Origin of the sequence: Stenotrophomonas sp. (assembly GCF_032061965.1) — a bacterium.
GTDB lineage: Bacteria > Pseudomonadota > Gammaproteobacteria > Xanthomonadales > Xanthomonadaceae > Stenotrophomonas.
The window spans coordinates 19,055-43,133 of record NZ_DAMBEF010000027.1; the positions used below are offsets into that span (position 1 = coordinate 19,055).

Consider the following 24,079-nt stretch of genomic DNA (forward strand, 5'->3'; position numbering starts at 1 on the left):
GCAAGTAACCGAAACGGTAACTTGCCGGGCATGAACCTGACCGACTACGCAATTTCCAAGGGTGGAACCGGGACGCTGAAGTGTCCGGTTCTGGCGACCGTCGCGGAAAAGGCAGGGTGCCACGTCGGCACGCTGTACCAAATCGCCCTCAATAAGCGGAAGCCGAGCTATCGGCTGGCCAACAAGATCCATGAAGCGACCCGAGGGCGAGTAAGCCGCACTGAGTTGCTGCCGGCAGCCTTCGGACGCGCTGCCTGACATGCCCACTTCAACGCCCTCCCGGGAACGGTACAACGACGCCGGGCAGGGTGGGGCGCTCCCGTTTGCGCGGCTCGACCACGCGCGCTTTCACCCGATCACCGCGGCGGCTGATCACGTAGATCCGGCCGCACATCCGCTGAAGCGTTACGACGTTCGCTCCGGCCGCTTGAACTGATTTCCGCACTGGCTGCGCTCCATGGAGGGGTGCGGCCATTTTCAGAACCATCCAGGGGAACGCAGGGGAAAACGTGTTCCCAAGGATTCCCCTCAACGAGGCAAGTGCATGAAAAGCCTGCAAATTACCTACGAAGACGGCCTCACGCGCAACCGATCGCTGCGCGAGCACATCGCAGCCCAGGTGTACGCCGGCGCCGGCGTCACCGCAGTGGCCGGTCGGTTGGACATGGCCCCGTCGAAACTCAGCGAGAAGCTGGCCGGCAGCGACAGCAGCGGGAAGCCGCGCGGCCTGTCGATCGATGACCTGGAGAAGTACATCACCGAGACCCGCGATGTGTCCCCGATCCATTACCTGATCGAGCGGTTCTTGATCAGCCCCGAAGCGGCCACGGCCGAGGCGCTGGCTGAGCTTCAGCAGCAGTTGGCTGGTCTTAGTGGGACGCTGGCAAAGCTGGGGGTGCGCTGGCCATGAACGCCACCGAGCGCGCCATGATCCTCGTCTGCCAGCTCTGGCACATCGCCGGCTGCCTGCAGCTGCTGCGGGGTGCGTGATGGCCAGGATTCGTACCGTGAAGCCTGAGTTCTGGTCCAGCGAGCAGGTGATGGAATGCTCGCCGATGGCTCGTCTGATGTTCATTGGCTTGTGGAATTTTTGCGACGACGCCGGCAATCACGTGGCCAGTGCCAAGACCATCAAGGCGGAAATCTTCCCGGGGGACGATATTTCCTCGGCGGATGTTCAGCGAATGCTCGACGAGCTGTCGTCGAATTCCTTGATCGCCTTCTATACCAACGATTCCAAGGACTACCTGCACGTTACTGGCTGGAAGAAACACCAAAAAATCGACAAGCCAACGTACAAACATCCGCCGTATTCGGATGATGCTCGGCGAGGGCTCGACGAGTCCTCACCCCCGGAAGGGAATGGAAGGGAAGGGAATGGAGAGGAAGAAAAGCTATCCTCACTTCGTTCGGATTCGTCCGACGCCGGCGGCGTGGACCTGCTTGGCGATGGAGCAGGGCAGGGCGAGAGGCCCGACCTGAAAACCCGCAAGACCGACCGCATTCGCCAGATCGCCGAGGATGCCCGAGGCGCCTACAACGCAACGCTGGCCAAGCCGCATGGGCTGCTGCCGGCCTGCACGGTGCTGAACAAACCTCGGCTCAAGGCCGTGGAGAAGGCGTTGCCAACCGTGCGGCAGCTCTGCCAGCGCCTGTTCCGCAGTGAGCGCGTGACGCCGCAGTTCTGGGCGCTGTACTTCGAAACCGCCGCTGACGACGACTTCCACTCTGGCCGGCAGCCGGGCGGCCCTGGCCACGAGAACTGGCAGCCAGATTTCGAATACCTGCTGCGCGAGGCGGTGATCGCCAAGCTCGCCGACCGGGCGCTGTCCGAGGTGGTCGCATGAGCGCCGCCCGTGACGAAGTGAGTCGCCTGTCTGCGCTGTACGGCGACCAGCAGCAGTTGCGCCTGCCGCCGCAGAATATCGAGGCCGAGCAGTCCGTGATCGGCGGGGTGATGCTGATCAATCGCGCCCTGTCGGAGGTGGAGGACCTGCTGCAGGAGGGCGACTTCTACCGCCGCGACCACCAGCTGCTGTGGCGCTGCATCAAACACTTGGCCGAGAAGCGGCAGCCGTTCGATGCGGTGACCATCGGCGAGTGGTTTGAGGCGCAGGGGCAGCTGGATCTGGTTGGCGATGGCGCTTACATCGTCGAGCTGGCCAACAACACCCCGTCCGCCGCCAACGTGCGGGCCTATGCCGAGATCGTGGCCGAGAAGGCCAAGATGCGCGCCCTGATCGATGTCGGTCACGACCTGATCGACGCCGCCTACAGCCCCGAGGGCAGGAGCGCACTGGATCTCGTTGGGCAGGCCCAGTCCCGCATCGGGGGCTTGCTGGACAACGAGCCCTGCGACCTGGAGCCGGTGGCACCGGTGATGGCGCGCGTGTTCGAGAAGCTGTCGAATGCGGCAGGCAACAGCGAGGGCATTTCCGGACTGTCTACCAGCCTGGGCGAGCTGGACGAGCTGCTGGACGGCCTGCTGGGCGGGCGGCTCTACGTGCTGGCGGCCAGGCCGAAGATGGGCAAGACCACGCTGGCCCAGAACATTGCCGAGCAGGTGGCGTTGCGTGCAGGTCGCTCGGTGGCGTTCTTCAGCTTCGAGATGAAGCCGGAAGAGTTGGGGATGCGCATGTTGGGCAATCTCGCCGGTGTCAGTGGCGGGAAGCTGCGCTCCGGCAAGCTCGACAACACCGACTGGCAGAACGTCACGCAGTGGACCCGCAAGATCGGCGAGGCCAACCTTCGGATCAGCCGGCCGCGCATCGCCAAGGTGCACCACGTCTGCGCCCAGGTGCGTCGGATGAAGGCGCAGGACCCAGCGCTGTCGCTGGTGGTGATCGACTACCTGCAGCTGATGCACGTGTCCGGCGACAACCGCGCCGCAGGCATCGGCGATATCACCCGCGCCCTGAAGCTGCTGGCCAGCGAGCTGGATATCGCTGTGCTGCTGCTGAGCCAGCTCAACCGCGACGTGGAGAAGCGTAACGGCGACAAGCGCCCAATCGTCGCCGACCTGCGCGACTCGGGCTCCATCGAGCAGGACGCCGATGCGGTGATCTTCATCTACCGCGACGAGATCTATCACAAGGACAGCCGGTGGGAAGGCACTGCCGAATTGATCGTCGCCATCCAGCGCGACGGCGCGCCAGGCACGGCCCGCGTGGCCTACGCCCCCGAGTACTTCCGCTTCTCGAACCTGCCCGAGTGGTGGGAGCCCAAGCAGTCGAGCGCTACGGCATCTGTCGGCAACGGCTCGCCGAAGCCTCGCCGAGGGCTCGCCGCAGCACTCTACCGTGGAGAGGACCAATGACCCTCACCCCAGCAGCAAAGAAGATCCGCGCCAAGCGCGCCCGGCGACCGGTGTACCTGATGGTGCGCAAGCTCGTGGACCCTGCCACCGGTGAACTGGTCGGCTGCCTGGTGCCGGCGAACGAGGTCGATGCCCGCTTGCTGCGGGAGCGCAAGTTCCACACCGGCCGCGAGGTGCGCGCCGAGCTGAAGCAGCCGCGCGAGGAATGGCAGCACCGCCTGATCCACAAGATCGGGCAGCTGATGGTCGACAACGTCGAAGGCTGGGAGCAGCTCGGCAGTCACGATGCGGTCAAGCGCCTGCAGCGCGAGTCCGGTACCTGCTGCGAGGAAATGGAGATGGACATTCCCGGGCTGGGCCGGTTGATGGTCATGCAGGCAGAGAGCCTGTCATTCGACGAGATGGAGCAGGACCGTTTTCAGATCCTGTTCGATGGCATCACCGAGCACATCGGCAAGCGCTACAGCCATGTGATGCTCGACGCAGTGCGCGCCGAGTTCTGGGAGATGGCTGGGACGAACCGGAGGGCTGCGTGATGTTCCCGGTGGCCAGCTTTGATCAAGTCCCTTTGGCGACGGCAAACGATCTACTGACACGGTGGGGCCATCGGATGGGTCCGCTATTGCGAGGCAATAGCCAGGCCCAGCATTGCCACGCGCTGGTGGTCCATGGATATCCAGTTGCCGTGGCCTGCACGTCGTCCCTGATCCGTGAATGTGTTGGCGGCGGTCTGGGCCACATGACGCGCGGTAACACCGTGGAGCTGTCGCGCCTGTGCGCAGCTGAGCCGTGGGCTTGCCGTGTGGCCCTGCGTCTCTGGCGTGAGTGCGTGTTCCCCGGTACCGGCGCCAAGTTCGCTGTCTCATACCAAGATGCCTGCATGCACAGCGGGAACACTTACCGCTTCGACGGATGGACCCGGGCCGGCTATAGCTCCAGCGGCACCGACAGCCGCACCGGCAGGAAAGGGCGGCGGAAATGGATTTGGGTTTGGGAGCTCCCGGCCCAGATCGAGGTTGCCGCCTGATGCGCACCAAGAACGCCAAGCCAATCACCCCGGCGGAGTCCGCTCACCTGGAGGCCGTGAAGTGGCTCCCCTGCAGCGTCTGCGATGCGCCGCCGCCCAGCGATGCCCACCACATCAATCAGGGCCAGCACTTCACGACCGTGGCCCTGTGCAAGGACTGCCACCAGGGCAGCTTCAATGGCTGGCACGGCCAGAAACGCATGTGGACGGTCATGAAGATGGATGAACTCGCCGCGCTGAACGTGACCCTTCGCCGGCTCAATCAAAGGAAAGCAGCATGATCACCCTGATCCTTCCGTATCCGATCAGCGCCAACCGCTATTGGGCGACCCGCGTCATCAAGCGCAAGGGGGCGAAGTTCTCGTCGGCCATGACCTACGTGACACCGGAGGCCGAGCGGTACAAGCGAGACGTGGCCATGCTGGCACTGGCCGCTGGCTTGCGCGCACCAGCAGCAGGCCGGGTAGCGCTTCTGATCCGGCTATTCCCCGAGCGCCCACAGGATTGGGCGCGACGCGCCCGCCGTGAACCGGACACATGGGACGACACCGTGCGCTGCATTGACCTCGGCAACTGCGAGAAGGTGCTGTCCGATGCACTGAACGGCATCGCATGGGCGGACGATAAGCAGCTGCGCCGGATCGTGCTGGAGCGCTGCGAGCCGGACGAGAAGGGCGCGCGAGTTGAAGTCGAGATCGAGTTTCTCGCGGCTGCACCGTCGTTGCTGGACAGGGTTGCCGCTTGAGCACTGACCGCATGTGGAAGCGCTACAAGGCCAGGGTTCGCCGCCTGGGCCGGTGCTCGGTGTGTCAGTTCCGGGAGCTGACGGACGGGACGTTCCATTGCGCACGAAACCAAGATCGGCAGGGCAGCTGCGACTCAGACGGTCGGCTGCCGGCGTTCCGTCTGGACACCGAAGTCCTGGACGAGCTGCGAGACGGGTAGGGCAGGAGGAGATATGGCCACGCCGAACCACGACAGCAACCGAGATCCAACGCCGCGCCGGCAGGTGGAGCGCCGCATCAAGCCGGCGTTCTGCCTGGCTGAGTGCGCCACGCTGCAGGTGCTAGCCGGGAAGCTGCAGAAGCGGATCCGGCAGACGCTGTATGCCCGTGGTGCAGGGACGATGGTGGCCATCAATGCCGAGGGCGAGGTGTTTCTGCTGATGGCTGGCGAGGCCCGGACGGACAAGTTCTACGCCGAGCACTACGGGATCGTGATGGGCATCTACGCCGAGCTGCCGATGGGCGGGGGCAATGCCACGGTCCCTGACCTGGAAGTGCTGGCCGAGGACATCCGGTTCCACCTGCCAGCCGGGGCGCTGGTCGATGAGCCTCCTGCAGCTGGCGAGCCAAAGCCGGTGCAGTTGGAGCTGGTATTCCCTCCGTTGCATGAGATGGCCATTGCCGCGTAATGGCGGCATGAGCGACCGCCAGACGCCCAACACCATCGAACCGATCACAGGAGCGCCGGCCGGGGCGCTATGGGTAATTCCGGCACGACCAGCGGGCAGGTGTCGGCAACAGCCCGCAGCCGACACGGAGGGGGCCGCGTGCGGCCGGTCGGGGGCCATGACCCTCGATGACGCCATGCCTTCCGGGAATCGGCGTTTCTCTGCTGTAGGGGGTTGATCATGCCGCCGAAGGCAAACAAGTCCGCCGCAAAGAAGGTGGCGGAGAAGCCGCAGGCCAAGAAGGGCGCAGGCGGCAGGCCCACCAAGTACAAGGCCGAGTTCGCCAAGCAGGCCAAGTTCCTCGCGGACAAGGGCTGCACTGACCCTGAGGTGGCCGCGTTCTTCGAGGTGGCTCTGTCCACCGTCTCCCTGTGGAAGCTCAAGCACCCGGAGTTTTCGGAAGCCCTAAGGCTGGGCAAGGCCGAGGCCGACGGACGGGTGGAGCGTGCGCTGTTCGAACGTGCCACCGGCTACAGCCACGCCGACACCCACGTCAGCAGCTACCTGGGCGAGGTCACGCTCACGCCGGTGATGAAGCATTACCCGCCTGACTCCACGGCGATGATCTTCTGGCTGAAGAACCGCAAGCCCGAGCATTGGCGCGACAAGCCAGAGGGATTCAACGACGACGCGCCGCCACCGGCTGCCGTCACTGTGACTGTGGTCAGCGGGCGGAAGCGTGCCAACCCTCAATGAGCCGCAGGCGGCTTACCTGCAGTTGCCGCACAAGTTCCGGGCGTTCGTCGGCGGCTTTGGCTCGGGCAAGACCTGGGTGGGCTGCGGCTCTCTGTGCCAGCACGCGTGGGAGTTCCCGCGGATCCCGTCAGGCTACTTCGCCCCGAGCTACCCGCAGATCCGCGACATCTTCTATCCGACGATCGAGGAGGTGGCCTTCGATTGGGGGCTGCGCGCACAGATCAACCAGTCGAACAAGGAAGTGCACCTCTACGCCGGTAGGCAGTACCGCGGCACGGCGATCTGCCGCTCGATGGACAAGCCGGCCAGCATCGTGGGCTTCAAGGTCGGCAAGGCCCTGGTCGATGAGATTGACACGCTGAAGAAGCAGAAGGCCCACGAAGCCTGGCGCAAGATCATTGCCCGCCTGCGCGTGAAGGCCGACGGCCTGCAGAACGGCATCGACGTGACGACCACGCCCGAGGGCTTCAACTTCGTCTACGAGCAGTTTGAGCAGATCCCCGGGCAGGACCCGAAGAAGGCCGAGCTGTACGGCAAGGTGCACGCCAGCACCTACGACAACGAGGCGAACCTGCCGGACGACTACATCGAGTCCCTGTTCGAGACGTACCCGGCGCAGCTGGTGAAGGCCTACATCAACGGCATGTTCGTCAACCTGACCAGCGGCTCGGTGTACCCGGCGTACGACCGGAAGCTCAACGGCACCTTGGCAACCATCAGCGACGAAGACCGCCTCCACGTGGGCATGGACTTCAACGTGATGAACATGACGGCCATCGCCTGCGTGATCCGGGCGGGCCAGCCATTCGCCCTGGAAGAGTTCACCGGGGTACGCGACACCCCGGCAATGATCCAGGCGCTGCGGGAGCGCTTCGGGGAACGCCAGATTGCCGTATACCCCGATGCCAGCGGCGAGAGCACGCACACCAACAACGCCAGCGTGTCGGACCTGGGCCTGCTGCGTGCGGCTGGGTTCGTCGTGCGCGTGCCGCCATCCAATCCCCGCATCCGCGCCCGCGTGGTCAGCGTCAACGCGATGCTGTGCAACGCCAAGGGCACCAGGCGCCTACGGGTGAATCCGATTGGCTGCCCGAAGCTCACCGAGGCGCTGGAGAAGCAGGCCTTCGACGCCAACGGCATGCCAGACAAGACCACCGGCTTTGACCACCAGCCCGATGCCCTGGGCTACTTCATCCACAGCAGATTCCCTGCCGTGGCCAGTGCGCGCCCGCCAAGCTCCGTTGAACGGCCTCGGGTGATCACGCCTCATAGCCGCCAATGGCTCGAATACAGCGACGCCGCAGCCGACGCGATGCAACGAAAGAGGGAAATGCTATGACCGGTCCCGGCGACCAGCTGGTGGAGGCAATCGAAGCGGACGAATTGGAGCAGGCGGAAGCCGAGCGCCGCGCAGCTGCCACGCTGGAGGAGGAGGGCGCGGTCAAGTCCTGGCTCAAGCGCATCGAGGAAGCCCGCGAGTTCGACAAGGACGCGCGCAAGGGCTACGCCAAGGACCGCACGTACTGCCAGGAGCGAGCCAACGCCGACGTCTACGACGTGCGTGTGCCTATCGCAGGCACCTATGTCGGCATCCTGACCACCTTCCTCTACGCACGTGACCCGGAGACCAGCGTTGACCTGGCCGAGGCCGTCTCGGCACGCGTGAAGGAGGATGCCAAGGCGTTCGCCACTACGCTGGAGATCGTCATCGGTCGCCTGTGGAAGAAGGGCAAGCTCAAGGCTGCTGCCGATCCGCTGGTGCGCTCGGGCCTGAGCGTGGGTATCGGCTGGATGAAGGGCGCATGGCACCGCGAGACCGGCAACAACCCGGCGCTGCAGCAGGAGATCGCCGGGTTGCAGTCCAGCCTGGCCGCCATCAGCCAGCTGCAGGCCGACCTTGCCGAGGGCATCGTGGGTGACGAGTCGGCGCAGCGTGCTGAGCTCGAGCAGCGTCTGCAGCAGGCCGAGGATGAGGCGCAGCGCATCATCTTCAACGCCTTGTGCATCGACTTTGTACGGGCCGACGACATCCAGGTGGCGCCCGAGTGCGCCTGCCTGCAGAACTACGTGGACAGCCCGTGGATCGCGCAGCGACTGTTCATGCCGGTGGAGAAAGCCAAGGCCACGTACCCAGACGCGGCAGAGCTGCTTGGATCTGCGACGGCCTACTTCCGCGTGCCAGGCAAGACGGTGGATGGCGCGGGCTTCGGCGGTGCTGCGGGCGCGGAGCAGGCTGATGCGTTCACCAAGGGCCCGGCCGGTGCCATCGACAGCAGCAAGGCCTGCGTGTGCGTCTGGGAGCTGTGGAACAAGGAAACCGGCCATGTGCTGACCCTGGCCGAGGGTTGCCCGCGCTACCTGCGCCAGCCCTTCAAGCCTGAGCAGCGCACAACCCGGTTCTATCCGTTCTTCAGCTGGGCGGTGATTTGGAACGATGGCGAGCGCCACCCGCAGTCGCTGGTCGACCGGTCCCGCTCATTGCTGGATGAGTACAACCGCACGCGCACCAACTTCCGCACCCATCGCAGCCGCGCCATCCCGAAGACGGGATTTGACCGCGGGACGATGGATCCTCTGGATGCCAAGAGGCTGGAAGATGCCTCATCGAACGAGATGGTCGGCCTGGACCTGCAAGGGCAGCGGCCTGACCAGGTGCTGTTTCCGATCAGCTATAACCAGATCGACCCGGCGCTATACGACACGCAGGTGATCCGCGCCGAGCTGGAGATGATCTGGGGCGTGCAGGAAGCCCTGTCGTCCAGCATCCAAGTGGCCAAGACCGCAACCGAGGCGGACATTCAGCAGCAAGGCACCGAGTCGCGCATCGGCTACGCCCGCGACAGTCTGGACGAGATGCTGTCCGACTTCGCGCGCTACACCGCAGAGCTGGCCACCTCCCCCAACGGGCTGAGTTTCGAGGACGCCGCCGGCATGGCCGGCGATGACGCCTTCTGGGTGAACATGCCCGAGCCCGAGCTGCTGGATAGCATGGTCCACGTGGATATCCGTGCCGGTTCCTCCGGCAAACCCGCGACGGCGCTGCGCCAGCAGCAGTGGTCGATCCTGCTGCCCCAGCTGCAGCAGGCGGCGATCCAGATCGGCCAGATGCGTGGTGCCTCGCCGCTGGACATCGCCAACTGCATCGAGCAGCTGGCCGTCGAGACCGTGAAGCGCGCCGGGGATACCAGCATCGACCCCTACAGCTTCATCCCGCAGGCGCCCCCGCAGATGCCTGGGCTGCCCATGGATCCTGCTGCCGAGCCTGCGCTGATGGGCGCAGATGGCCAGCTGCCCATTGATCCCAATGCCATGCCTGACCCGGCTGCAATCACGCCGCCGGCAATTACCCCTGTTTGACCCGACACGCCGCCAGCGAGGAGACACACGTGCGTATTGACCAGAACGAACCGGACACCACCACTGCCGTCGAGGATGACGGCTCTGCCGCAGCTGCTGCACAGGCAGCGGCCACCGTCGCCAGCAATGACGGCGCCACCGACACCGACGCACTCGATGCCTTCAGCCAGGGCGTGGAAGTGGCCCGCGAGCAGGAAGTGAGGGAGGAGGGCGGTGCACCTGCTGCTGCCACTGAAGGCCAGCCCGCTGGTGGTGCTGAATCTGATGCCGCTGGCAGCGAAGGTGCTGATGCAGCTGCGCCTGCTGCTGGTGCGGAAGGCGAGCAGGGCGGTGACCCTGACGCAGCGGCCCCCGCTGCAGCTGCAGCTGCCTCCAGCCAGCCCGACGCCATCGATGCCGAGATCAAGGACCTGGGCATTGCCAACGAGCGCACACAGAAGCGCTTCCGCGAACTGAGCGAGCGCGCCGCCGAGGTCGAAACCCTGCGGCCCGACGCCGAGCGCGGTCGGCAGTGGGAGGAAACGATCAAGTCCACCGGTGCCGACCCGCAGCAGATGGGCAATGCCCTGAACTACCTGGCGGCGATCAACTCCGGCGACCCGGCGGCAATGGGGCAGGCCTACGACTTCATGCAGCAGGAAATGGCGTGGCTGGCCAAGCAGCTGGGCCGACCGGCGCCGGGCTACGACCCGCTGGCCGAGCATGCCGAGCTGGCCAAGCAGGTTGCCGACGGCGACATGACGCGCGCCGCTGCGGAGGAATTGATCCGCACCCGCCGCGCCACTGCCCTGCAGCTGGACAGCCAGCAGCGCCAGCGGCAGCAGGCTGAGCACCAAGGCATGGCGCAGCAGGTCCATCAGGACGCGCTGCAGCAGGTCGGCGCACTCGGCCAGCAGCTGCGCGCTGCAGATCCGCAGTTCGAGGCCAAGTTCAGGCCATCCAGCCGATGGTTGCGGTGATCCAAGAAACACTGCCGCCGCAGCAGTGGGCCGCCGCTATCCACAAGGCCTATCAGGCCGCACCTGCACCGGTGGCTGCACCTGTGCAGCGCCAGCCTGCAGCAGCGCCGAACAACCCCGCGCGCGCCACCGGCGTGGACCTGAGTAAGGCGCCGACGAAGGACAACGCGTTCGACTTCGGTGTCGCTGCTGCCAAGGCGCAGGGCCGCTGATGCGCCGCCATCCCCTCGCGCTCGCCATCTGGCGGGTGCTCAACAACTGGAGCAAGCCGTGAACGAACAGATCATCGAACAGGAAGGCGTAAGCATGGATCTTCCCGCGCTGACCGGCGCAGATGCAGCTGCGGATGCCGACGGCACCGAGCGCCCCGACAATCCCGGCCTCAACACGAACGCCGCATAACCCCGTTGACTGGCATGCCGGCTGGCGCATATTGCGATCCAGCCGGCCAACGCCGGCATCGCGAGTGACGTAAGCCGGGTTCGCCGCCGGTAGCGCTGAAACGAGAGTCGCGCCCTCGGAACGCGAGAGACCACGCCCATTCGGGCTTCCTCTTTCCCTCCGAGGTGCGATATGCCTTTGACTCCCGCCCAGTTGGCCAGCGGCGCCAACTACCAGATGCAGTCCTATGCGACTGATGACCCCATCGACCAGTTCACCAGCGAGCGTCCGCTCGCCCAGTGGCTGATCGCCAAGAAGACCGAGACGGTCTTCGGCAACGGCATCTTCAACGAGAAGGTGCGCTTCACCAACGACAGCAACTACCAGAACTTCTCCGGCGATGACCAGGTGTCGTACAACCGAAAGGACACGGTGCGTCTGGCCCCATACCAGCATTACGAGGCGCACGACGGCTTCAGCCTCAACGAAACCGAGCTGGCCAACAACGGCATCATCCTGACCGACGACAAGTCGGCGCAGATGACCGACGCCGAGAAGATCCAGATCGTGGACAAGCTGCAGGAAGGCTGGACCACGCTGAAGGATGGCTTCCAGGAGAACTGGGACCGCGAGATCCACTTGGACGGCTCGGCCAACCCCAAGGCAGTGCCGGGCCTGGACGCGCTGGTCAGCACCACCCCCGCAGTGGGCGTGATCGGCGGCTTGGACGCTGCCAACGCGCCGTGGTGGCGCAACTGGGCCTCGATGGGCATCAGCACCGCGACCGCCGGCAACCTGATCTCGACGCTGGAAACGCTGTGGCGCCAGACCATCACCTACGGCAAGTTGGGCAATCCCGACTTCATCGTGGTGGGCTCGGCGATGTACGACGCAATCCAGGCTGACGCCCTGAAGGTCATGGGCAGGCAGATCAACCTGGGCCAGTCGTCCACCGGTGGCGTGACGTTGGACCCGAGCACCAAGGCGCTGGCCTTCAAGGGCGTGCCGGTGGTGTGGGATCCGACCTTCGACGCGCTGGACGAGGAGTTGGGTGCGATCACCTACCCGTGGAAGAAGCGCGGCTACTTCCTCAACAGCAAGGCCCTGCGCCTGCGCCCGGTGAAGGGCCGCTGGATGATCCGCCGCACCCCGCCGCGCGTGTACGACCGCTACACGTACTACTTCGGCCTGACCGCCGATTACGGCCTGACCTGCCGTAAGCGCAACTCGAACGCGGTTTTCAGCATCGCCTGATCACCCCAACGTGCCGGCGGGGTTACGCCTCGCCGGCCAGGAGAAAGAAATGCCGAACACCATCACCGTACAGGGCACGAACATCGTCGCCCTCAACAAGACGCCACTGCTGGGCGGCGAAGGGCGCGAAGGCTTGGCCCATCTCGGCGAAAACGCAGCGGTCACCACCGGCGTACTGCTGCAGGGCCATCCCGGCCTGGCCAGTGGCGCAACCCCGGCCACCGGTGACGCCGGCTGGGTGACGCTGCTGAGCGCCACCGCCACGCAGGGCCCGGTAGTCGAGATCGCTGATCTGCCGAAGTTCGTCAAGCTGGGCGCGGCTGCAACCGGCCCCATCACCCTGGAGGGCGTGCAGTAATGGCCAAGACCATCACCCTGACGCTGGTCACGCTGTTGATCGACCGTGACGCCAGCACCAAGTTGCCGACCACCGTGCCGGAATACGAGCAGTCCATCCTCGAAGAGATCTACGGTGAGGAGCTGGTGACCGAGCTGTCGACCGAAGAAGTGCAGGTGGACGACTTCGATGTCGGCATTGCCTTCGCCGGCCTGGTCAAGAAGTACGGCGGCAATGCGGATTCCGATGCGGCACGCGCCCGCTACTTCAACCGCGAGCGTGACTTGGAGAAGTTCATCGGCAACCGCCAGCCGAAGGCCGGCAAGGACGCACCGGCGGCTGCACCGGCCAAGACAGCGGCCGAGAAGAAGGCCGAGAAGAAGGCTGCCGAGGCTGCGGCCAAGGCCGGCAAGGACGCACCGGCGGCGACCGACTTCGCCGAGCTGCTGGCCGGTGATGTGGCCTCGATCACCGAGAAGCTGAAGGACCTGACCGATGCGGACCTGGTTGCCATCGAAGCGGCAGAGACCGAAGGGCAGGCCCGCGAAGATCTGCTGGCCGCGATCGATGACGAGAGCGAGTCCCGCAAGCAGTAACCCGACCCGCTGGCGGCGGTGACGGCGGCCGGTCGGGGGTGACTCCGGCCGGCCTTTTCTTTGGAGGAATTCCAGATGCTTGATGTCCACGTGCTGGTGATGGACTACACCCCGGCCGAGATCGTTGCTCAGTGCCGGGCTTCTATCGAGGCGGCAGCCGCGCAGGCTGGCTACCCAGTGGCCGTGCACTTCCTGCCTGGCGTTGTTGGGCATCTTGGACGCGCCCGCGCGAACGGCTACGCCATGGGCTCGCATCCCTACGTGACGCACGTGGATGACGACGACTGGGTTGAGCCTGGAGCATTCGCAGCTCTTGCCGACTTCCTGGCCAATGGCGTGGAGGCCGTCACCACCGGTGAGAACCACGTGCACGCCGCTGGCACAGTGCCGGCGCCAGATTCGCGGCATCACCTGGCCGTCTTCCGCCGCCAGTTTGTGGAAGGTCTTGGCTACGCCAGCTTCCGGTTCTATCCGGACCAGTACCTGTTGAGCATGTGCGAGCCGGTCCATGTGCCGGCCTGCCTTTACAACCACCGCATCGAGGCCAACAGCGGAAGCCGCAGGCAGCGTAGGGCCCATGCAGGCGCCGCACGCCGAGAGCTTGCTGCGATTCGTCGTCCGGATCTCGCCGTACTCGAAACAGCTTCCGCGGCTGAGCTTGCAGCTGCGATCGACCGAGAAGTGAGGAGCCGCTGATGGCCAATCTCCTGAATAACCCGGACCTCTGGGTCGTGACCGGCGCCGACTATTCGGGGGGAGCCTGGCATCTCAATATCGATGGCGCCCACTCTGAGCGGCCCAATGGCAACCTCACCACCAGCTACTCTCCCGGAGCCGGGAACCTGGTTGCGGGCACCGTCGCCTATGAGGTAACCGACTACGACTCCCCGCTGGACTACCTGTACTGCGTGGTTTACGTGAGTGGCAAGCCAGGATTCAGCCAGCTCATCTATTCCCCGGGAGATCCATTGCCCAAGTCAGGGAGCTTCGACTTCAGCGTGTCGACGGATGGTGGTGCCTACGTGTCCATTGGCGCCGGCACGGACGCCAACAGCGACCCCGCATACAACGTCACTGGCCAGTACATCTCCATTGGCGAGCTCTCCATTACGCCTACGGCAGATCCCCCGACCCCGGGCACGCGCTACAACTGCGAGTGTGACGATGGCCAGCCGACGGTCACGCTGCAGCAGATGCGCAACCGGCTCGCACGCCGGCTTGGGTTCTCGGTGCAGGTCAGCATGGGGGCGTTGCCTCCGGGCATGCCGGAGCTGCTGGACGATTTCATCCGCAGTGCGCATGAGCTGATGTACCACCGCTACTCGGTGATGCGCCTGCGCCGCATGTTTACCTGGGACATGGTGGCTGGACAGCAGTTCTACGATATCGATGGCAACCGCGATGACTGCCCGCGCATCCTCAACCCCGACAAGCTCGAATGGGTTGGGATCTCCCAGGGCGATTCCAGCTGGCGTCCGCTGATCTGCGGTATCAACCCGGTCCTGTATGGCTCGGCGGCAACGGGCATTCCTTCGCACTACGAGATTCGGCAGTGCATCGAAGTCTGGCCGGCACCCGCGGACGACACCTGGCAGCTGCGCATCAAGGGGGATTTCGGCGCGACCACGCTGGAGGCAGATGACGACGTGCTCACGGCCGACCCCGAAGCCGTGTTCCTGCAGGCGCTGGCCAACGCCAAGGCGCATTACGGCCAGGCCGATGCCGCCAACTACGCCAGCCAGGCCACGGCCTACGTGCGCAGCCGTGTTGCCGGCTCGCATCAGACGCGCCGGTACATTCCCGGTAGCTGCGTGCAGCCGCCTGCCGTGCCTCCGCTGCTGAAGGAGGATTGAGCATGCGCATGCAAGCACTCACGGCGGTAAAGGCCGGCATCACCCGCCTGCGGGATAAGGGCGGGGCATCTCCGGATTCTGTCTACGATCTGCTCAACGGCTACGTGACCGCGGCGCGAACGATCGCTTGCCGGCCCGGCACGCGTATTGACGTCGAGTTGCCTCCCGCGACGAAGGGTCTGGTTTGGTTTCACAGTCACTGGGTCGCTTTCTCACATGTGGTCACCGCCTCGGTCGACCCCGAGGTTGAGATCGAGGTGATTCGGCATCCGACGGCGCCGGAGACACCGCTGCAGGATATTCATTTCGCCATGCCGTTCCTTGGTTACCTCTACGTGGTCGCAGAGTTCGAGGACGGCTTGGTCCGGCATTACTGGCTCGAAAAAGGTGAGCCGTGGGTGGCCGGACGCATCTACCTTCCTGGGACGTTGGTGCGCCCCACAGTGGATATCGGCATCGTCTACCGGGTCGAGTCGGACCGTGCAGGCTATGTGCCATGGGCCCCGAATGTGGCCCGGGCAGAGGGCGATGTTGTGGTGCCAACCACGGACAATGGCTACCGCTACGTTGTGTCAGGGGTAGTAGGCAGCAGCCCGCGCTCAGGCACAAGCGAGCCGGCGTGGCCCACCAATCCTGGCGAAACCGTGATCGAGGACGTAACAGGGCAGGGCCAATACGAGGTTGCTGACGGCAGTGGGGGCTCCAATAGCTCCGTTCCGCCCTCGGTCTCGGATCGATACGGGAAGGGCAACTCCAACAGCACGGAGGCGCGGTAATGGCTTACCCAACCTGGCAACCCGGTGCGCTTTACCAGCCCGGCGACGTAGTGGTGCCGATCACCATGCCTGCGCCGACCTCGGCTGTCGTGGTCAATGGCGAATTTACCGATGGCGCAAACGGCTGGGTTTTTTCCGGCGGCGCCTTTTATTCGGGGCACGTGTCCAAGGGCAACTGGCCCACTTGCGTCGAGCTTCCCGGGAACGTTCCGGAAGGTTTGGCGCTGAACCAGACGCAGTTGGTTGTGCCGCCCGGCAAGAAGATCACCGCCGCGTGCTTGATCGAGCAGGGCGCGTCAATCGTGGGCGCGACACGCGGCTGGGTGGAGGTCCATTGGTTTGGAGCCGGGGACACCTTGCTGCGAATCGACAAGGGCAATGCGATCGATGAAGGAAGCGGCGGCGCCGTCCATCGGTCGACCTGCGTTTCGGTCGCGCCGGAAGGTGCGAGTTACTGCCTCACCGGCGTAGCGCTGTGGTCGGTGGCCGATCACAACCACGCAATATGGGGCGGCAATCTCTGGGTCGAGGGAGCATTTTCTGGGCTTCCAGCAGATCTGGCCTATAAGGCGGTGCAGCCGGAGTCCGGCTTCTCTGATTCGGACGAGCCGGCGTGGCCCCCGCTGCTGGGCCAGACCGTGGTCGATAACGAGGTCACCTGGGAGGCAATCTCCGCAACCCGCGTCGAATGGAAGGCGGAGCCGCTCTATGTGGCCGGTGACGTAGAGCCGGAGTGGGTCGACGATGTCGGCGGCCTGGTAAAGGACGGCACCGCCACCCTGCGCGCCATTTCCCGGCGAGTGGAGGACGAAAACTGCCCGAATACGAAGATCGTAGCGATCGCATCGTCCAAAGTGTTCTGTGCGGACGACGACATTGTTCGCTACAGCGCCACGGTCAACCCACTGGACTGGAGCAGCGCCGACGATGCCGGCTACCTGCCGACGGGGCTGCAGAACTACGGCTCGAACCCGGTTGCCGCAATGGGGCTGTACCGCGCCAATCTCATCCCATTCAACGCCGAGGCCTTCCAGCTATGGCAATTGGACGAGGACCCGGCGAGCATGGCGTTGCTCGACGCGCTCCCCATGGGCAGCACGCAGCACCACGCGATGGTGCCGGTGTCCAATGACCTGTTCTTCCTGGCATCTCAGGGCGTGCGCACTGTCGGCATTGCCGCCAGTAGCACGAATTTCCAAGCTGGCGACGTCGGCATGCCCATTGATCCCCTCGTGCAAGCGGCGATGCTCCGGGACACAACGCCGGTGGGCCTCTACTTCCCGGCCGCAGGCCAGTACTGGCTGATGTTCCCAGCCGACGGCAAAACGGAAGCGTTCGTCTACTCAATGACCCGCATCGGCCAAGTGGGCGCATGGTCGCGCTATGTGTTCCCGTTCGAGGTTCAGGACTGGGCAATCGCCGGAGATTCGCTATTTCTGCGTTCCGGTGACTTCATCCATCGCGTTGACGATTCTGTGATGGGTGACGAAACCCTGGTCGACATGGGCGGCGAGTTGCCGGTGCGCAGCGTCGTGCCCTTCCCAGGCCTGATCCGGTGGCCTTGGCTGGACTTCGGGCAGCCGGGCGTGACGAAGCTGCTGTATGGCTTCGACATCGTCGGCACTGGCGCGGTCTCAGTATCCTTCGGCATCGACCAGGCCAATGGCGGCCTGTTCACGCCTGGGTTCCTGGTGCCGGCGGATACGGTGCCTGGCATGGTTATCCCGATGCCCTTGGCTGCTCCATCGCTGGCCGTCGAGCTGCGCTATGACGGTTCCGAGCGCTGGCAGTGGAATGCGATCCAGCTCTACCTCCAGGACAGCCGGCCGATGGCCTGATGCTCCGTTGAACCGAAAGCGGGCTGGCCGAGCATATCGGCATGAAAACAGCTCGCCTTCCCTCGAATGTGATCCCCTGCAGGCCCCAACACCTGATGTATCTGGTGCAGCGCATGCGCGAGGACGAACGCGCGCAGTTCATTGCGCTTAGCGGGCTGGAGGCCTTTGACGAAGACGCCGCGGTGCGCTGGTTCATCGATGCCGCACACCAGAGCGGCCTGTATGCGGTGACCGTCCTCAACGACGACAACACGCCGGCCGCAGCGGGTGGTTTCCAGCCGGCCGGGGTGGGCGTCTACCAGGCGTGGATGGTGGGCACGACGGAGGGCTGGGCCGGGCAATGGCGTTCATTGACCAAGGCCACGTGCTGGCTGATCGAACGCATCTTCGAATCCGGGGTCCATCGAGTGCAAACCACTGCTATTACCAGTCGCGAACTCGCGATCGAGTGGTTCGAGCGATCGCTGGGGTTCAAGCCGGAGGGCGTGTGGCGCCATTACGGCATCAGGGGCGAAGACGTCGCCCTCTTTTCCCGTTTGCGAGGTGAATGATGGGCGGCGGCGGATCCAGCGAGGCAACCAACAAGGCGAACCAGGCTGAAGGCCTGCGTCAGTCCAACATCAACCGCTCGGTGCAGCAGATCAACCAGATCTACGGCAGCCCGCAGCGTGAAGCCGACATCAACGACTTCCTCAGCGCCAGTCGCAGCTTCTACCGGCAGAATCTGGACCGGCAGAAGGCGACGGCCGACCGCAGCCTGAAGTTCGCCATGGCGCGCAACGGGTTGTCGGGCGGGTCGGCATCGATCGATGCCAATCGCCAGTTGGGTGAGGACTTCCAGCGCGGCGTCCTGTCTGCCGATCGACTTGCCCAGGGCGCAGCGAATGATCTGCGCAGCGCGGACGAGCAAAGCCGGATGAATCTGATCAGCCTGGCCCAGTCGGGAGCGGACACCACCACCGGCGGGTCGCGCGCCGCAGAGAGCCTGCGCGCCAATCTTGCTGGCGCCAATGCCAGCTTGACTACGGACGCGCTGGGCGACGTATTCGGTGGGCTGTCGAAGATCTATGAGAGCAGCAGAAACAGCGCTGCCGAGCGTCGCGGTAATCGCGACATCTACAACCTGCTGTACACGCCGGGTTTTGGCCAAGGGGGTCGGTAATGGGTGCCGAAGCAATCTGGATTCCACTGGCGATGTCGGCGCTCGGCGCAGGCATCAACTACACCGAGCAGCGGAAAGTAGCAAAACGCCAAGACAACATTCTGGCCGGGCAGATTCAGCAGAACTCTGCCCGCCAAGCCGAGGCGGACCGGGCAGTGTCCGACACGCTGCGCAACGCAGCCGCATCCACCAGCGACGACAGCAGGGGCAGCGCCGCCGCGCAGTATTTGGACCAGGTGCGCGCGGCGCAGGCTGGCGCCACGCGCGGTCTGGGGCAGGTGGGTGCCGTCAGCGGCGCGTATCAGCAGGCAGCTAATGACGCGGCGTTGGGCGTTGGTGACTATGCCGCGCAGACGGCCAATCTCATGGCCCGGATCGATGCCCCGGCCCGGCAGCGGCAGCAAGAGGCGCAATCGAGCGACCAGCTCCGTTCCGAGCTGGGCTTGATCGGGCGGAAAGCAGCCGGCGATGACTACTTGGCGCAGCTGCGCCTGCGCAACGTTCGTGCCAATCCGTGGGCGGGTGTGGCGGCCCAGTTGATGGGCGGCGCGGCACAGGGTATGGCTGGCCGGGCAGGCGCTTCGGCGGGTGCTTCCGGCGCTGCTGCCGGCAGCACCCAGAACTTCGGCAACAACGCGGGCAGCTGGTTCAGTGATCCGTCCTTGTGGAGGAGCGCGTAATGGCTGGCTGGGATGAACTCGGGCAGGTGCTCGGCGGTGGCTTGAATACTGAGGCTGCATATCAACGCGGGCAGACCAGGGCGGCGCAGCTGGAGGGTTTGATTGCCCAGGCTCGAATCAAGAAATCCGAAGCCGATGCGCGGGCGAACCTGCCGGGCGCTTTGACCAAGCTGGATGCCCCGGCGGACCTGGCCACGTTGTTTGCCGCGGGCATTGATCCTCGCCAGTTGTCTGGCTACACCGGCGACGTGCAGGAGCAGGGTTTCCGCGGTGATGCCGCGTCCCGCGCCTTGGCTGGCGATTGGGGCGGTGCCAACGCGGCACTGATGGGCATTGCCAATGGTCCGCAGCAGTTGGCCAAGATCGAGGGCCAGAACCTCCTCGAGAACGTGTTCCTGGAGGGCGGCGGCGGTATCAGCACCACGGAGCAGGGGCGAGCTGGCATGGCCGCTGATGCGGCGCGCGCCCGAGCATCCGATGCCAGCGCGGCGAACAGCTACGCAAGCGCCAGTCGGACCCGCCAGGCGACCGGCATCGACGCGGCAGAGTTCGGTATGAAGCGTGCGGGCCAGTGGAATCCCGGCGGCGCCAGTTCTGCTGGTGGTGGCGGACAGAAGCCCTTGCCCGTCGGCGCACTGAAGGAGCTGCTGGGCGTCGAGGATGCGCTGGGCTCCACCCAGGTGATGAGCGACATCATCCAAAAACACACCGGGCGCCTAAACGACGGATCCCTGCAGATCAGCCCTCTGAACGCAGCGTTGGCTTGGGGGCGCACAAAGGTCGGCCAAGCCACCGGCGGCGACGTGGCGCTCAATGAGTGGGAAGCCGACAAGACGAAGCTGGTCAATGAATCGTTGCGCTTGAACAAGGGCGTGCAGACCGAAGGTGATGCCCAGCGTGCTATCGCGGAGTTGATGGGGGCGAACGATGGGGCCACCGCATCTCGTGCCCTGCGGCGCCTGGCCGAGCTCAACACTCGCGCCGTTGAGCTGCAGCAGCGCAAGGCGGGCCTGATCAACGACAACTACGGTCGGGCGACAAGCCCGAGTTCGGCCGGCGACGCGTTCTTCGGCGGTCAGGCTGCGCCGGTTGCTGCGCCTGCTGGCTCTGATTTCAGCAACCTTTGGAAGTGACCCATGGCCAAGAAGTGGTCCGAAGTTTCCCAGTCCGACGCGTTCCTGGCTCTCCCGCCGGAACAAAAGGAAGCGGCGCGCACCCAGTATTTCGATCAAGTGGTTGCGCCACAGATTGGCGACTCGGCGCAAATCGCGGCTGCCCGTCGTCAGTTTGACGCGGAGACGAAGATCACCGATCTCGCCCCGGTGAATGCCGCGCCGCCTGACTTCTCTGATGTAACCGGTTCGGCTGACTCCACGGCAGCCCAGGTGATGGGTGACGGGTGGCAACCGGGATTCCTGCGCGACGTGGCCATGGGCGGGCGATCTGTCATTCAGGGTGCCGGTTCACTGCTGGGTGCCTTTGGCGGTGATGCGTTCAACTACGCGGTGACCGATCCCATCAGGAAGCTGATGCATTCGACCGACGTGGCGGATGTGGTGGCCGGTCGCGATGGCTTTGTGCCGACGGCGTCCTACCGTGACACCGGCGCCTGGCTCGCCGACAAGCTGGGCCTGCCCAAGCCGCAGACCTCCACCGAACGGGTCTACAACGACATCAACGAGGCCCTGACCGGCACTGCGCTGACCCTTGGTGCAGGCGGGCTGATCAATGCTGGCCGATCTGCCGCAGCTTCGCCGACGGTTGCCAGCCGGGTAGGTGACTTCCTGACCGCGCAGCCGGTTCTGCAGACGGTGGCCACGGCGACTGGCTCCGGTGCAGCGGGCGCTACCCGTGAGGCCGGCGGCGGCACTGGAGCGCAGCTGGTAGCGGCCCTGGCCGGCGGCTTGGTTCCCGGCGCTGCAACGGCAGTGGTTCCCAAGGCGGCGAGCGGCATCGTTCCTGCGGCTGCCAGCGCTGCAGTGCGTCGGGTTGCCCGCGGCAGTGACCCATCGGTGATCCAGCAGACGCTGGACGCCTTCCAGAACGCCGGCGTCCAGCCCAGTGTTGGCCAGGCCACAGGCAATCGGTTCCTGCAGGCGGCAGAGACCATGCTGGGCAGCGTGCCCGGCTCGGCAGGGCGGATCGACAAGTTCGCGCAGGGGCAGGCGGCGCAGTTCGGAGACCGCATTGATGAGATCGCCAGTGCATTGGCCCCTGCCGGCCAAGTGGTCGACCCGGAGACCGCCGGCCTGGCGATCCAGCGGGGGATTACCGGCGCCGGTGGCTTCAAAGAGGCTTCTCGTGCAGAGAGCAACGCTTTGTACCGCCAGCTTGATGACCTGATCCCCGGGGATGCCCGCGTTGACGTGAGCAATGCCCAAGCTGCGCTGGCTGATTTGAATGCCGCCATTCCCGGAGCGCCAAGCACCTCGCGATTCTTCCAGAACGGTCGGCTGCAGGGTATTGAAGGGGCGTTGGCGCAGGACACCCAGGGCATTGAAGGCGTCCTGAGTCGTCCGGGTATGCGCGATCAGGTGGCAGATTTGCGCACAGACCTGCAAGGTCAGGCGGCCGTGCGACGCGGTGAGCTGGCCCAGGAAACCAACCAGCAGCGGCAGGAAATGCTGGCTGCCTCTGGCCAAGAGCGCGACGCACTGGTCGCCGAGCAGGAAGCATTGCGGGACAAGCTTTCCTCGATGATCGAAACGCGCCGGGCAGAGTTGGTGCAGCAGGCTGAGGAGCAGGCGCGCGGGCTCTACGCCGAGCAATTCCGCATCCAGCAGGAGAACCAGCGGCGGCAGCTGTTGGGCATGAACAATCTGGAGCCAGAGCTGTCGGACGCCGACATTGCTTCGCGCATCCCGACTCGCGCCCAGATCGACGCACAGCTGCCAACGCAAGCCGACATTGAGGCCCAGCTACTTTCAACGGCTGATATCGATGCCAAGGTGACCTCGCCTCAGCAGATCAACCAGCAGCTGACGCCGGATGCATCCATCACCGATGCAAACTTCGGGCAGGACTACGTGGAACGGCAGGTGCAGCAGTTCCTGCAGCAACAGGTCGATGGGAAGCTGCCATACGAAGCGCTGCAGAAGCTGCGGACTTTGGTGGGCCGGGAGATCGACAACTCAAGCCTGGTCAGCGACGTGCCGCGCAGCAAATGGCGCAGCCTGTACGGCGCGCTGTCCGCCGACATGGAGCAGGCCGTAAAGGCGACGGGCAACCCGAAGGCCGTGGAGACCTTCGAAGCAGCCAACAAGCACCACGCTGACTACATCCAGCGCCTAGAGCGCATTGAGACCGTGCTCAACCGTAACGGCGGTGAGGACATCTACAACGCAGCCACCCGGGGCCTGAAGGAGGGCGCCACGATGCTGCGGGAGGTCATGCGCTCCCTGCCGGTGGAAGACCAGAAGATGGTCTCGTCGGCGTTCATCCGCCGCATGGGTCGAGCGGTCGGCAGCCAACAGGATGACCAGGCCAGCCTGTTCTCGATGAACACCTTCCTGACCAACTACGCCAACCTGAGCCCGCAGGCCAAACAGGTGCTGTTCAAGAGCTACGGCCCCGAGTTCGCCGAGAACATGGAGACCATCGCCAAGGCCACATCGAAGATCCGGGAGGGGTCGCAGGTGTTCGCCAACCCGTCGGGCACGGCGCGGCAGGGAGCGCTGATTGGGCAGATTGCGACGACTGGTAGCGCGATCGGCACCGCCACAATGGCGGGCAGGCCGGATATGGCGCTGCTGGCATTGCTTGTATCGGGGGGGAATGCGGTGCTGTCGAACCTCACCGCGAGGGCGTTCACAAACCCAAGGGTGGTGAAGTGGCTGGCGAACACAACAAAGCAGCCGTCTGGTGACATTGCCGCTCAGCTGAACACCCTGCGGAGGATCGGCCAGAACAATGACGATCCGGAGGCCGCTGAACTAGCCGAGGAACTGCGGGCTGAAATTACTGAAAAATGAGGTAAAGAAGGGTGCCGAGGGCGGTTACGGTGACTCCTGCCGTGATCGCCCACTTCCACATAAGCGGCATGACCGGCTCGCCTGGGCCGTGTTGGATGTCGCGGTCATAGGCAGCCTCCCGCTTCTCCCGCTGGATCTCGTCCCAAGACTTCGGGGTCCCGTACTCGGTTTTCGTCCAGTCCTTCACGTCAAAGCCCTGCTATCCGTACCGTTGGGCGGAGGATAACAGGGCTTCGGAGGAGGTGCCTGTGGATGGGGCAGCTTCTACACCTTCGACAGAATGCTAAGGGGGAGGGCCTTCAGTAGCGCCACTAGGGCCGTGCGCGGAGTCTTGGATACGAGCATCGTCAGGACGCAGATGCCCAACCAAATCCCGGCAGCGGCAAGCGCGTAGCCCCCGAGTGTCGTCGACACGAACACTGA

The 24,079-nt window shown here is 64.8% G+C and carries 26 protein-coding genes; all 26 read left to right on the forward strand.

Features of this window, described 5'->3' with window-relative positions:
• The first annotated feature begins 30 nt into the window (after nucleotides 1-30).
• The 26 genes from RT460_RS13835 (at nucleotide 31) to RT460_RS13960 (ending at nucleotide 23,656) form a co-directional block, all read left to right on the forward strand.
• On the forward strand, nucleotides 31-258 hold the full coding sequence (locus tag RT460_RS13835) for a transcriptional regulator (RefSeq protein WP_313319499.1): 228 nt from the start codon (nucleotides 31-33) through the stop codon (nucleotides 256-258).
• Between the two features lie 286 nt (nucleotides 259-544).
• On the forward strand, nucleotides 545-910 hold the full coding sequence (locus tag RT460_RS13840) for a hypothetical protein (RefSeq protein WP_132862899.1): 366 nt from the start codon (nucleotides 545-547) through the stop codon (nucleotides 908-910).
• Between the two features lie 97 nt (nucleotides 911-1,007).
• Entirely contained in the window at nucleotides 1,008-1,847 is an 840-nt protein-coding gene (locus tag RT460_RS13845) for a hypothetical protein (RefSeq protein ID WP_313319500.1), read from the forward strand.
• A complete protein-coding gene (gene dnaB, locus RT460_RS13850) occupies nucleotides 1,844-3,316 on the forward strand; it encodes a replicative DNA helicase (RefSeq protein ID WP_313319501.1) in 1,473 nt (490 codons plus the stop codon). Before RT460_RS13845 ends, dnaB begins: the two co-directional genes overlap by 4 nt.
• Nucleotides 3,313-3,852, forward strand: a complete 540-nt coding sequence (locus RT460_RS13855; RefSeq protein ID WP_313319502.1) for a hypothetical protein — start codon at nucleotides 3,313-3,315, stop codon at nucleotides 3,850-3,852. Before dnaB ends, RT460_RS13855 begins: the two co-directional genes overlap by 4 nt.
• Before the next feature lie 490 nt (nucleotides 3,853-4,342).
• Nucleotides 4,343-4,624, forward strand: coding sequence for a hypothetical protein (locus RT460_RS13860; protein WP_313319503.1), 282 nt, complete (start codon nucleotides 4,343-4,345; stop codon nucleotides 4,622-4,624).
• Complete coding sequence (locus RT460_RS13865) at nucleotides 4,621-5,088, forward strand: RusA family crossover junction endodeoxyribonuclease (RefSeq protein WP_313319504.1); 468 nt, start codon at nucleotides 4,621-4,623, stop codon at nucleotides 5,086-5,088. Before RT460_RS13860 ends, RT460_RS13865 begins: the two co-directional genes overlap by 4 nt.
• 213 nt (nucleotides 5,089-5,301) lie before the next feature.
• Nucleotides 5,302-5,757: a hypothetical protein gene (locus RT460_RS13870; RefSeq protein ID WP_313319505.1), complete on the forward strand. Its 456-nt coding sequence runs from the start codon at nucleotides 5,302-5,304 to the stop codon at nucleotides 5,755-5,757.
• 219 nt (nucleotides 5,758-5,976) lie between these two features.
• Nucleotides 5,977-6,492 (forward strand): hypothetical protein, encoded by a 516-nt coding sequence (locus RT460_RS13875; RefSeq protein WP_313319506.1) that lies wholly within the window; start codon nucleotides 5,977-5,979, stop codon nucleotides 6,490-6,492.
• Nucleotides 6,476-7,831, forward strand: coding sequence for a terminase family protein (locus tag RT460_RS13880; protein ID WP_313319507.1), 1,356 nt, complete (start codon nucleotides 6,476-6,478; stop codon nucleotides 7,829-7,831). The genes RT460_RS13875 and RT460_RS13880 overlap by 17 nt, the downstream gene beginning before the upstream one ends.
• Nucleotides 7,828-9,849 carry a hypothetical protein gene (locus RT460_RS13885; RefSeq protein ID WP_313319508.1) on the forward strand — a complete coding sequence of 674 codons (2,022 nt, stop codon included), beginning with the start codon at nucleotides 7,828-7,830 and terminating at the stop codon, nucleotides 9,847-9,849. Before RT460_RS13880 ends, RT460_RS13885 begins: the two co-directional genes overlap by 4 nt.
• A 29-nt stretch (nucleotides 9,850-9,878) precedes the next feature.
• A complete protein-coding gene (locus RT460_RS13890; protein ID WP_313319509.1) occupies nucleotides 9,879-10,808 on the forward strand; it encodes a hypothetical protein in 930 nt (309 codons plus the stop codon).
• On the forward strand, nucleotides 10,805-11,020 hold the full coding sequence (locus RT460_RS13895; RefSeq protein WP_313319510.1) for a hypothetical protein: 216 nt from the start codon (nucleotides 10,805-10,807) through the stop codon (nucleotides 11,018-11,020). The genes RT460_RS13890 and RT460_RS13895 overlap by 4 nt, the downstream gene beginning before the upstream one ends.
• A 58-nt stretch (nucleotides 11,021-11,078) precedes the next feature.
• Nucleotides 11,079-11,210, forward strand: a complete 132-nt coding sequence (locus RT460_RS13900) for a hypothetical protein (protein ID WP_313319511.1) — start codon at nucleotides 11,079-11,081, stop codon at nucleotides 11,208-11,210.
• Nucleotides 11,211-11,381: 171 nt separating this feature from the next.
• Complete coding sequence (locus RT460_RS13905) at nucleotides 11,382-12,443, forward strand: phage major capsid protein (protein WP_313319512.1); 1,062 nt, start codon at nucleotides 11,382-11,384, stop codon at nucleotides 12,441-12,443.
• Between the two features lie 49 nt (nucleotides 12,444-12,492).
• Nucleotides 12,493-12,801, forward strand: a complete 309-nt coding sequence (locus RT460_RS13910; RefSeq protein WP_313319513.1) for a hypothetical protein — start codon at nucleotides 12,493-12,495, stop codon at nucleotides 12,799-12,801.
• A complete protein-coding gene (locus RT460_RS13915) occupies nucleotides 12,801-13,376 on the forward strand; it encodes a hypothetical protein (RefSeq protein ID WP_313319514.1) in 576 nt (191 codons plus the stop codon). Before RT460_RS13910 ends, RT460_RS13915 begins: the two co-directional genes overlap by 1 nt.
• A gap of 75 nt (nucleotides 13,377-13,451) precedes the next feature.
• A complete protein-coding gene (locus tag RT460_RS13920) occupies nucleotides 13,452-14,072 on the forward strand; it encodes a glycosyltransferase (RefSeq protein WP_313319515.1) in 621 nt (206 codons plus the stop codon).
• Nucleotides 14,072-15,229, forward strand: a complete 1,158-nt coding sequence (locus RT460_RS13925; RefSeq protein WP_313319516.1) for a hypothetical protein — start codon at nucleotides 14,072-14,074, stop codon at nucleotides 15,227-15,229. The genes RT460_RS13920 and RT460_RS13925 overlap by 1 nt, the downstream gene beginning before the upstream one ends.
• Before the next feature lie 2 nt (nucleotides 15,230-15,231).
• Nucleotides 15,232-16,005 carry a hypothetical protein gene (locus RT460_RS13930; protein WP_313319517.1) on the forward strand — a complete coding sequence of 258 codons (774 nt, stop codon included), beginning with the start codon at nucleotides 15,232-15,234 and terminating at the stop codon, nucleotides 16,003-16,005.
• Nucleotides 16,005-17,843, forward strand: a complete 1,839-nt coding sequence (locus RT460_RS13935) for a hypothetical protein (protein ID WP_313319518.1) — start codon at nucleotides 16,005-16,007, stop codon at nucleotides 17,841-17,843. Before RT460_RS13930 ends, RT460_RS13935 begins: the two co-directional genes overlap by 1 nt.
• 95 nt (nucleotides 17,844-17,938) lie before the next feature.
• Nucleotides 17,939-18,394 (forward strand): hypothetical protein, encoded by a 456-nt coding sequence (locus tag RT460_RS13940; protein ID WP_313319519.1) that lies wholly within the window; start codon nucleotides 17,939-17,941, stop codon nucleotides 18,392-18,394.
• Nucleotides 18,394-19,005, forward strand: coding sequence for a hypothetical protein (locus tag RT460_RS13945; protein WP_313319520.1), 612 nt, complete (start codon nucleotides 18,394-18,396; stop codon nucleotides 19,003-19,005). Before RT460_RS13940 ends, RT460_RS13945 begins: the two co-directional genes overlap by 1 nt.
• Nucleotides 19,005-19,685 carry a hypothetical protein gene (locus RT460_RS13950; RefSeq protein ID WP_313319521.1) on the forward strand — a complete coding sequence of 227 codons (681 nt, stop codon included), beginning with the start codon at nucleotides 19,005-19,007 and terminating at the stop codon, nucleotides 19,683-19,685. Before RT460_RS13945 ends, RT460_RS13950 begins: the two co-directional genes overlap by 1 nt.
• Nucleotides 19,685-20,818 (forward strand): hypothetical protein, encoded by a 1,134-nt coding sequence (locus RT460_RS13955; RefSeq protein WP_313319522.1) that lies wholly within the window; start codon nucleotides 19,685-19,687, stop codon nucleotides 20,816-20,818. The genes RT460_RS13950 and RT460_RS13955 overlap by 1 nt, the downstream gene beginning before the upstream one ends.
• A gap of 3 nt (nucleotides 20,819-20,821) precedes the next feature.
• Complete coding sequence (locus tag RT460_RS13960; protein WP_313319523.1) at nucleotides 20,822-23,656, forward strand: hypothetical protein; 2,835 nt, start codon at nucleotides 20,822-20,824, stop codon at nucleotides 23,654-23,656.
• Nucleotides 23,657-24,079: the final 423 nt, after the last annotated feature.

What these genes read in the sequence shown, in the direction of transcription:
- RT460_RS13840 (WP_132862899.1), top strand. Translation starts at nt 545, where the DNA reads ATGAAAAGCCTGCAAATTACCTACGAAGACGGCCTCACGCGCAACCGA.
- RT460_RS13930 (WP_313319517.1), top strand. Translation starts at nt 15,232, where the DNA reads ATGCGCATGCAAGCACTCACGGCGGTAAAGGCCGGCATCACCCGCCTG.
- RT460_RS13905 (WP_313319512.1), top strand. Translation starts at nt 11,382, where the DNA reads ATGCCTTTGACTCCCGCCCAGTTGGCCAGCGGCGCCAACTACCAGATG.
- RT460_RS13910 (WP_313319513.1), top strand. Translation starts at nt 12,493, where the DNA reads ATGCCGAACACCATCACCGTACAGGGCACGAACATCGTCGCCCTCAAC.
- RT460_RS13940 (WP_313319519.1), top strand. Translation starts at nt 17,939, where the DNA reads ATGTATCTGGTGCAGCGCATGCGCGAGGACGAACGCGCGCAGTTCATT.
- RT460_RS13945 (WP_313319520.1), top strand. Translation starts at nt 18,394, where the DNA reads ATGGGCGGCGGCGGATCCAGCGAGGCAACCAACAAGGCGAACCAGGCT.
- RT460_RS13935 (WP_313319518.1), top strand. Translation starts at nt 16,005, where the DNA reads ATGGCTTACCCAACCTGGCAACCCGGTGCGCTTTACCAGCCCGGCGAC.
- RT460_RS13915 (WP_313319514.1), top strand. Translation starts at nt 12,801, where the DNA reads ATGGCCAAGACCATCACCCTGACGCTGGTCACGCTGTTGATCGACCGT.
- RT460_RS13870 (WP_313319505.1), top strand. Translation starts at nt 5,302, where the DNA reads ATGGCCACGCCGAACCACGACAGCAACCGAGATCCAACGCCGCGCCGG.
- RT460_RS13855 (WP_313319502.1), top strand. Translation starts at nt 3,313, where the DNA reads ATGACCCTCACCCCAGCAGCAAAGAAGATCCGCGCCAAGCGCGCCCGG.
- RT460_RS13925 (WP_313319516.1), top strand. Translation starts at nt 14,072, where the DNA reads ATGGCCAATCTCCTGAATAACCCGGACCTCTGGGTCGTGACCGGCGCC.
- RT460_RS13875 (WP_313319506.1), top strand. Translation starts at nt 5,977, where the DNA reads ATGCCGCCGAAGGCAAACAAGTCCGCCGCAAAGAAGGTGGCGGAGAAG.
- RT460_RS13885 (WP_313319508.1), top strand. Translation starts at nt 7,828, where the DNA reads ATGACCGGTCCCGGCGACCAGCTGGTGGAGGCAATCGAAGCGGACGAA.
- RT460_RS13835 (WP_313319499.1), top strand. Translation starts at nt 31, where the DNA reads ATGAACCTGACCGACTACGCAATTTCCAAGGGTGGAACCGGGACGCTG.
- RT460_RS13960 (WP_313319523.1), top strand. Translation starts at nt 20,822, where the DNA reads ATGGCCAAGAAGTGGTCCGAAGTTTCCCAGTCCGACGCGTTCCTGGCT.
- RT460_RS13920 (WP_313319515.1), top strand. Translation starts at nt 13,452, where the DNA reads ATGCTTGATGTCCACGTGCTGGTGATGGACTACACCCCGGCCGAGATC.
- RT460_RS13955 (WP_313319522.1), top strand. Translation starts at nt 19,685, where the DNA reads ATGGCTGGCTGGGATGAACTCGGGCAGGTGCTCGGCGGTGGCTTGAAT.
- dnaB (WP_313319501.1), top strand. Translation starts at nt 1,844, where the DNA reads ATGAGCGCCGCCCGTGACGAAGTGAGTCGCCTGTCTGCGCTGTACGGC.
- RT460_RS13860 (WP_313319503.1), top strand. Translation starts at nt 4,343, where the DNA reads ATGCGCACCAAGAACGCCAAGCCAATCACCCCGGCGGAGTCCGCTCAC.
- RT460_RS13950 (WP_313319521.1), top strand. Translation starts at nt 19,005, where the DNA reads ATGGGTGCCGAAGCAATCTGGATTCCACTGGCGATGTCGGCGCTCGGC.
- RT460_RS13865 (WP_313319504.1), top strand. Translation starts at nt 4,621, where the DNA reads ATGATCACCCTGATCCTTCCGTATCCGATCAGCGCCAACCGCTATTGG.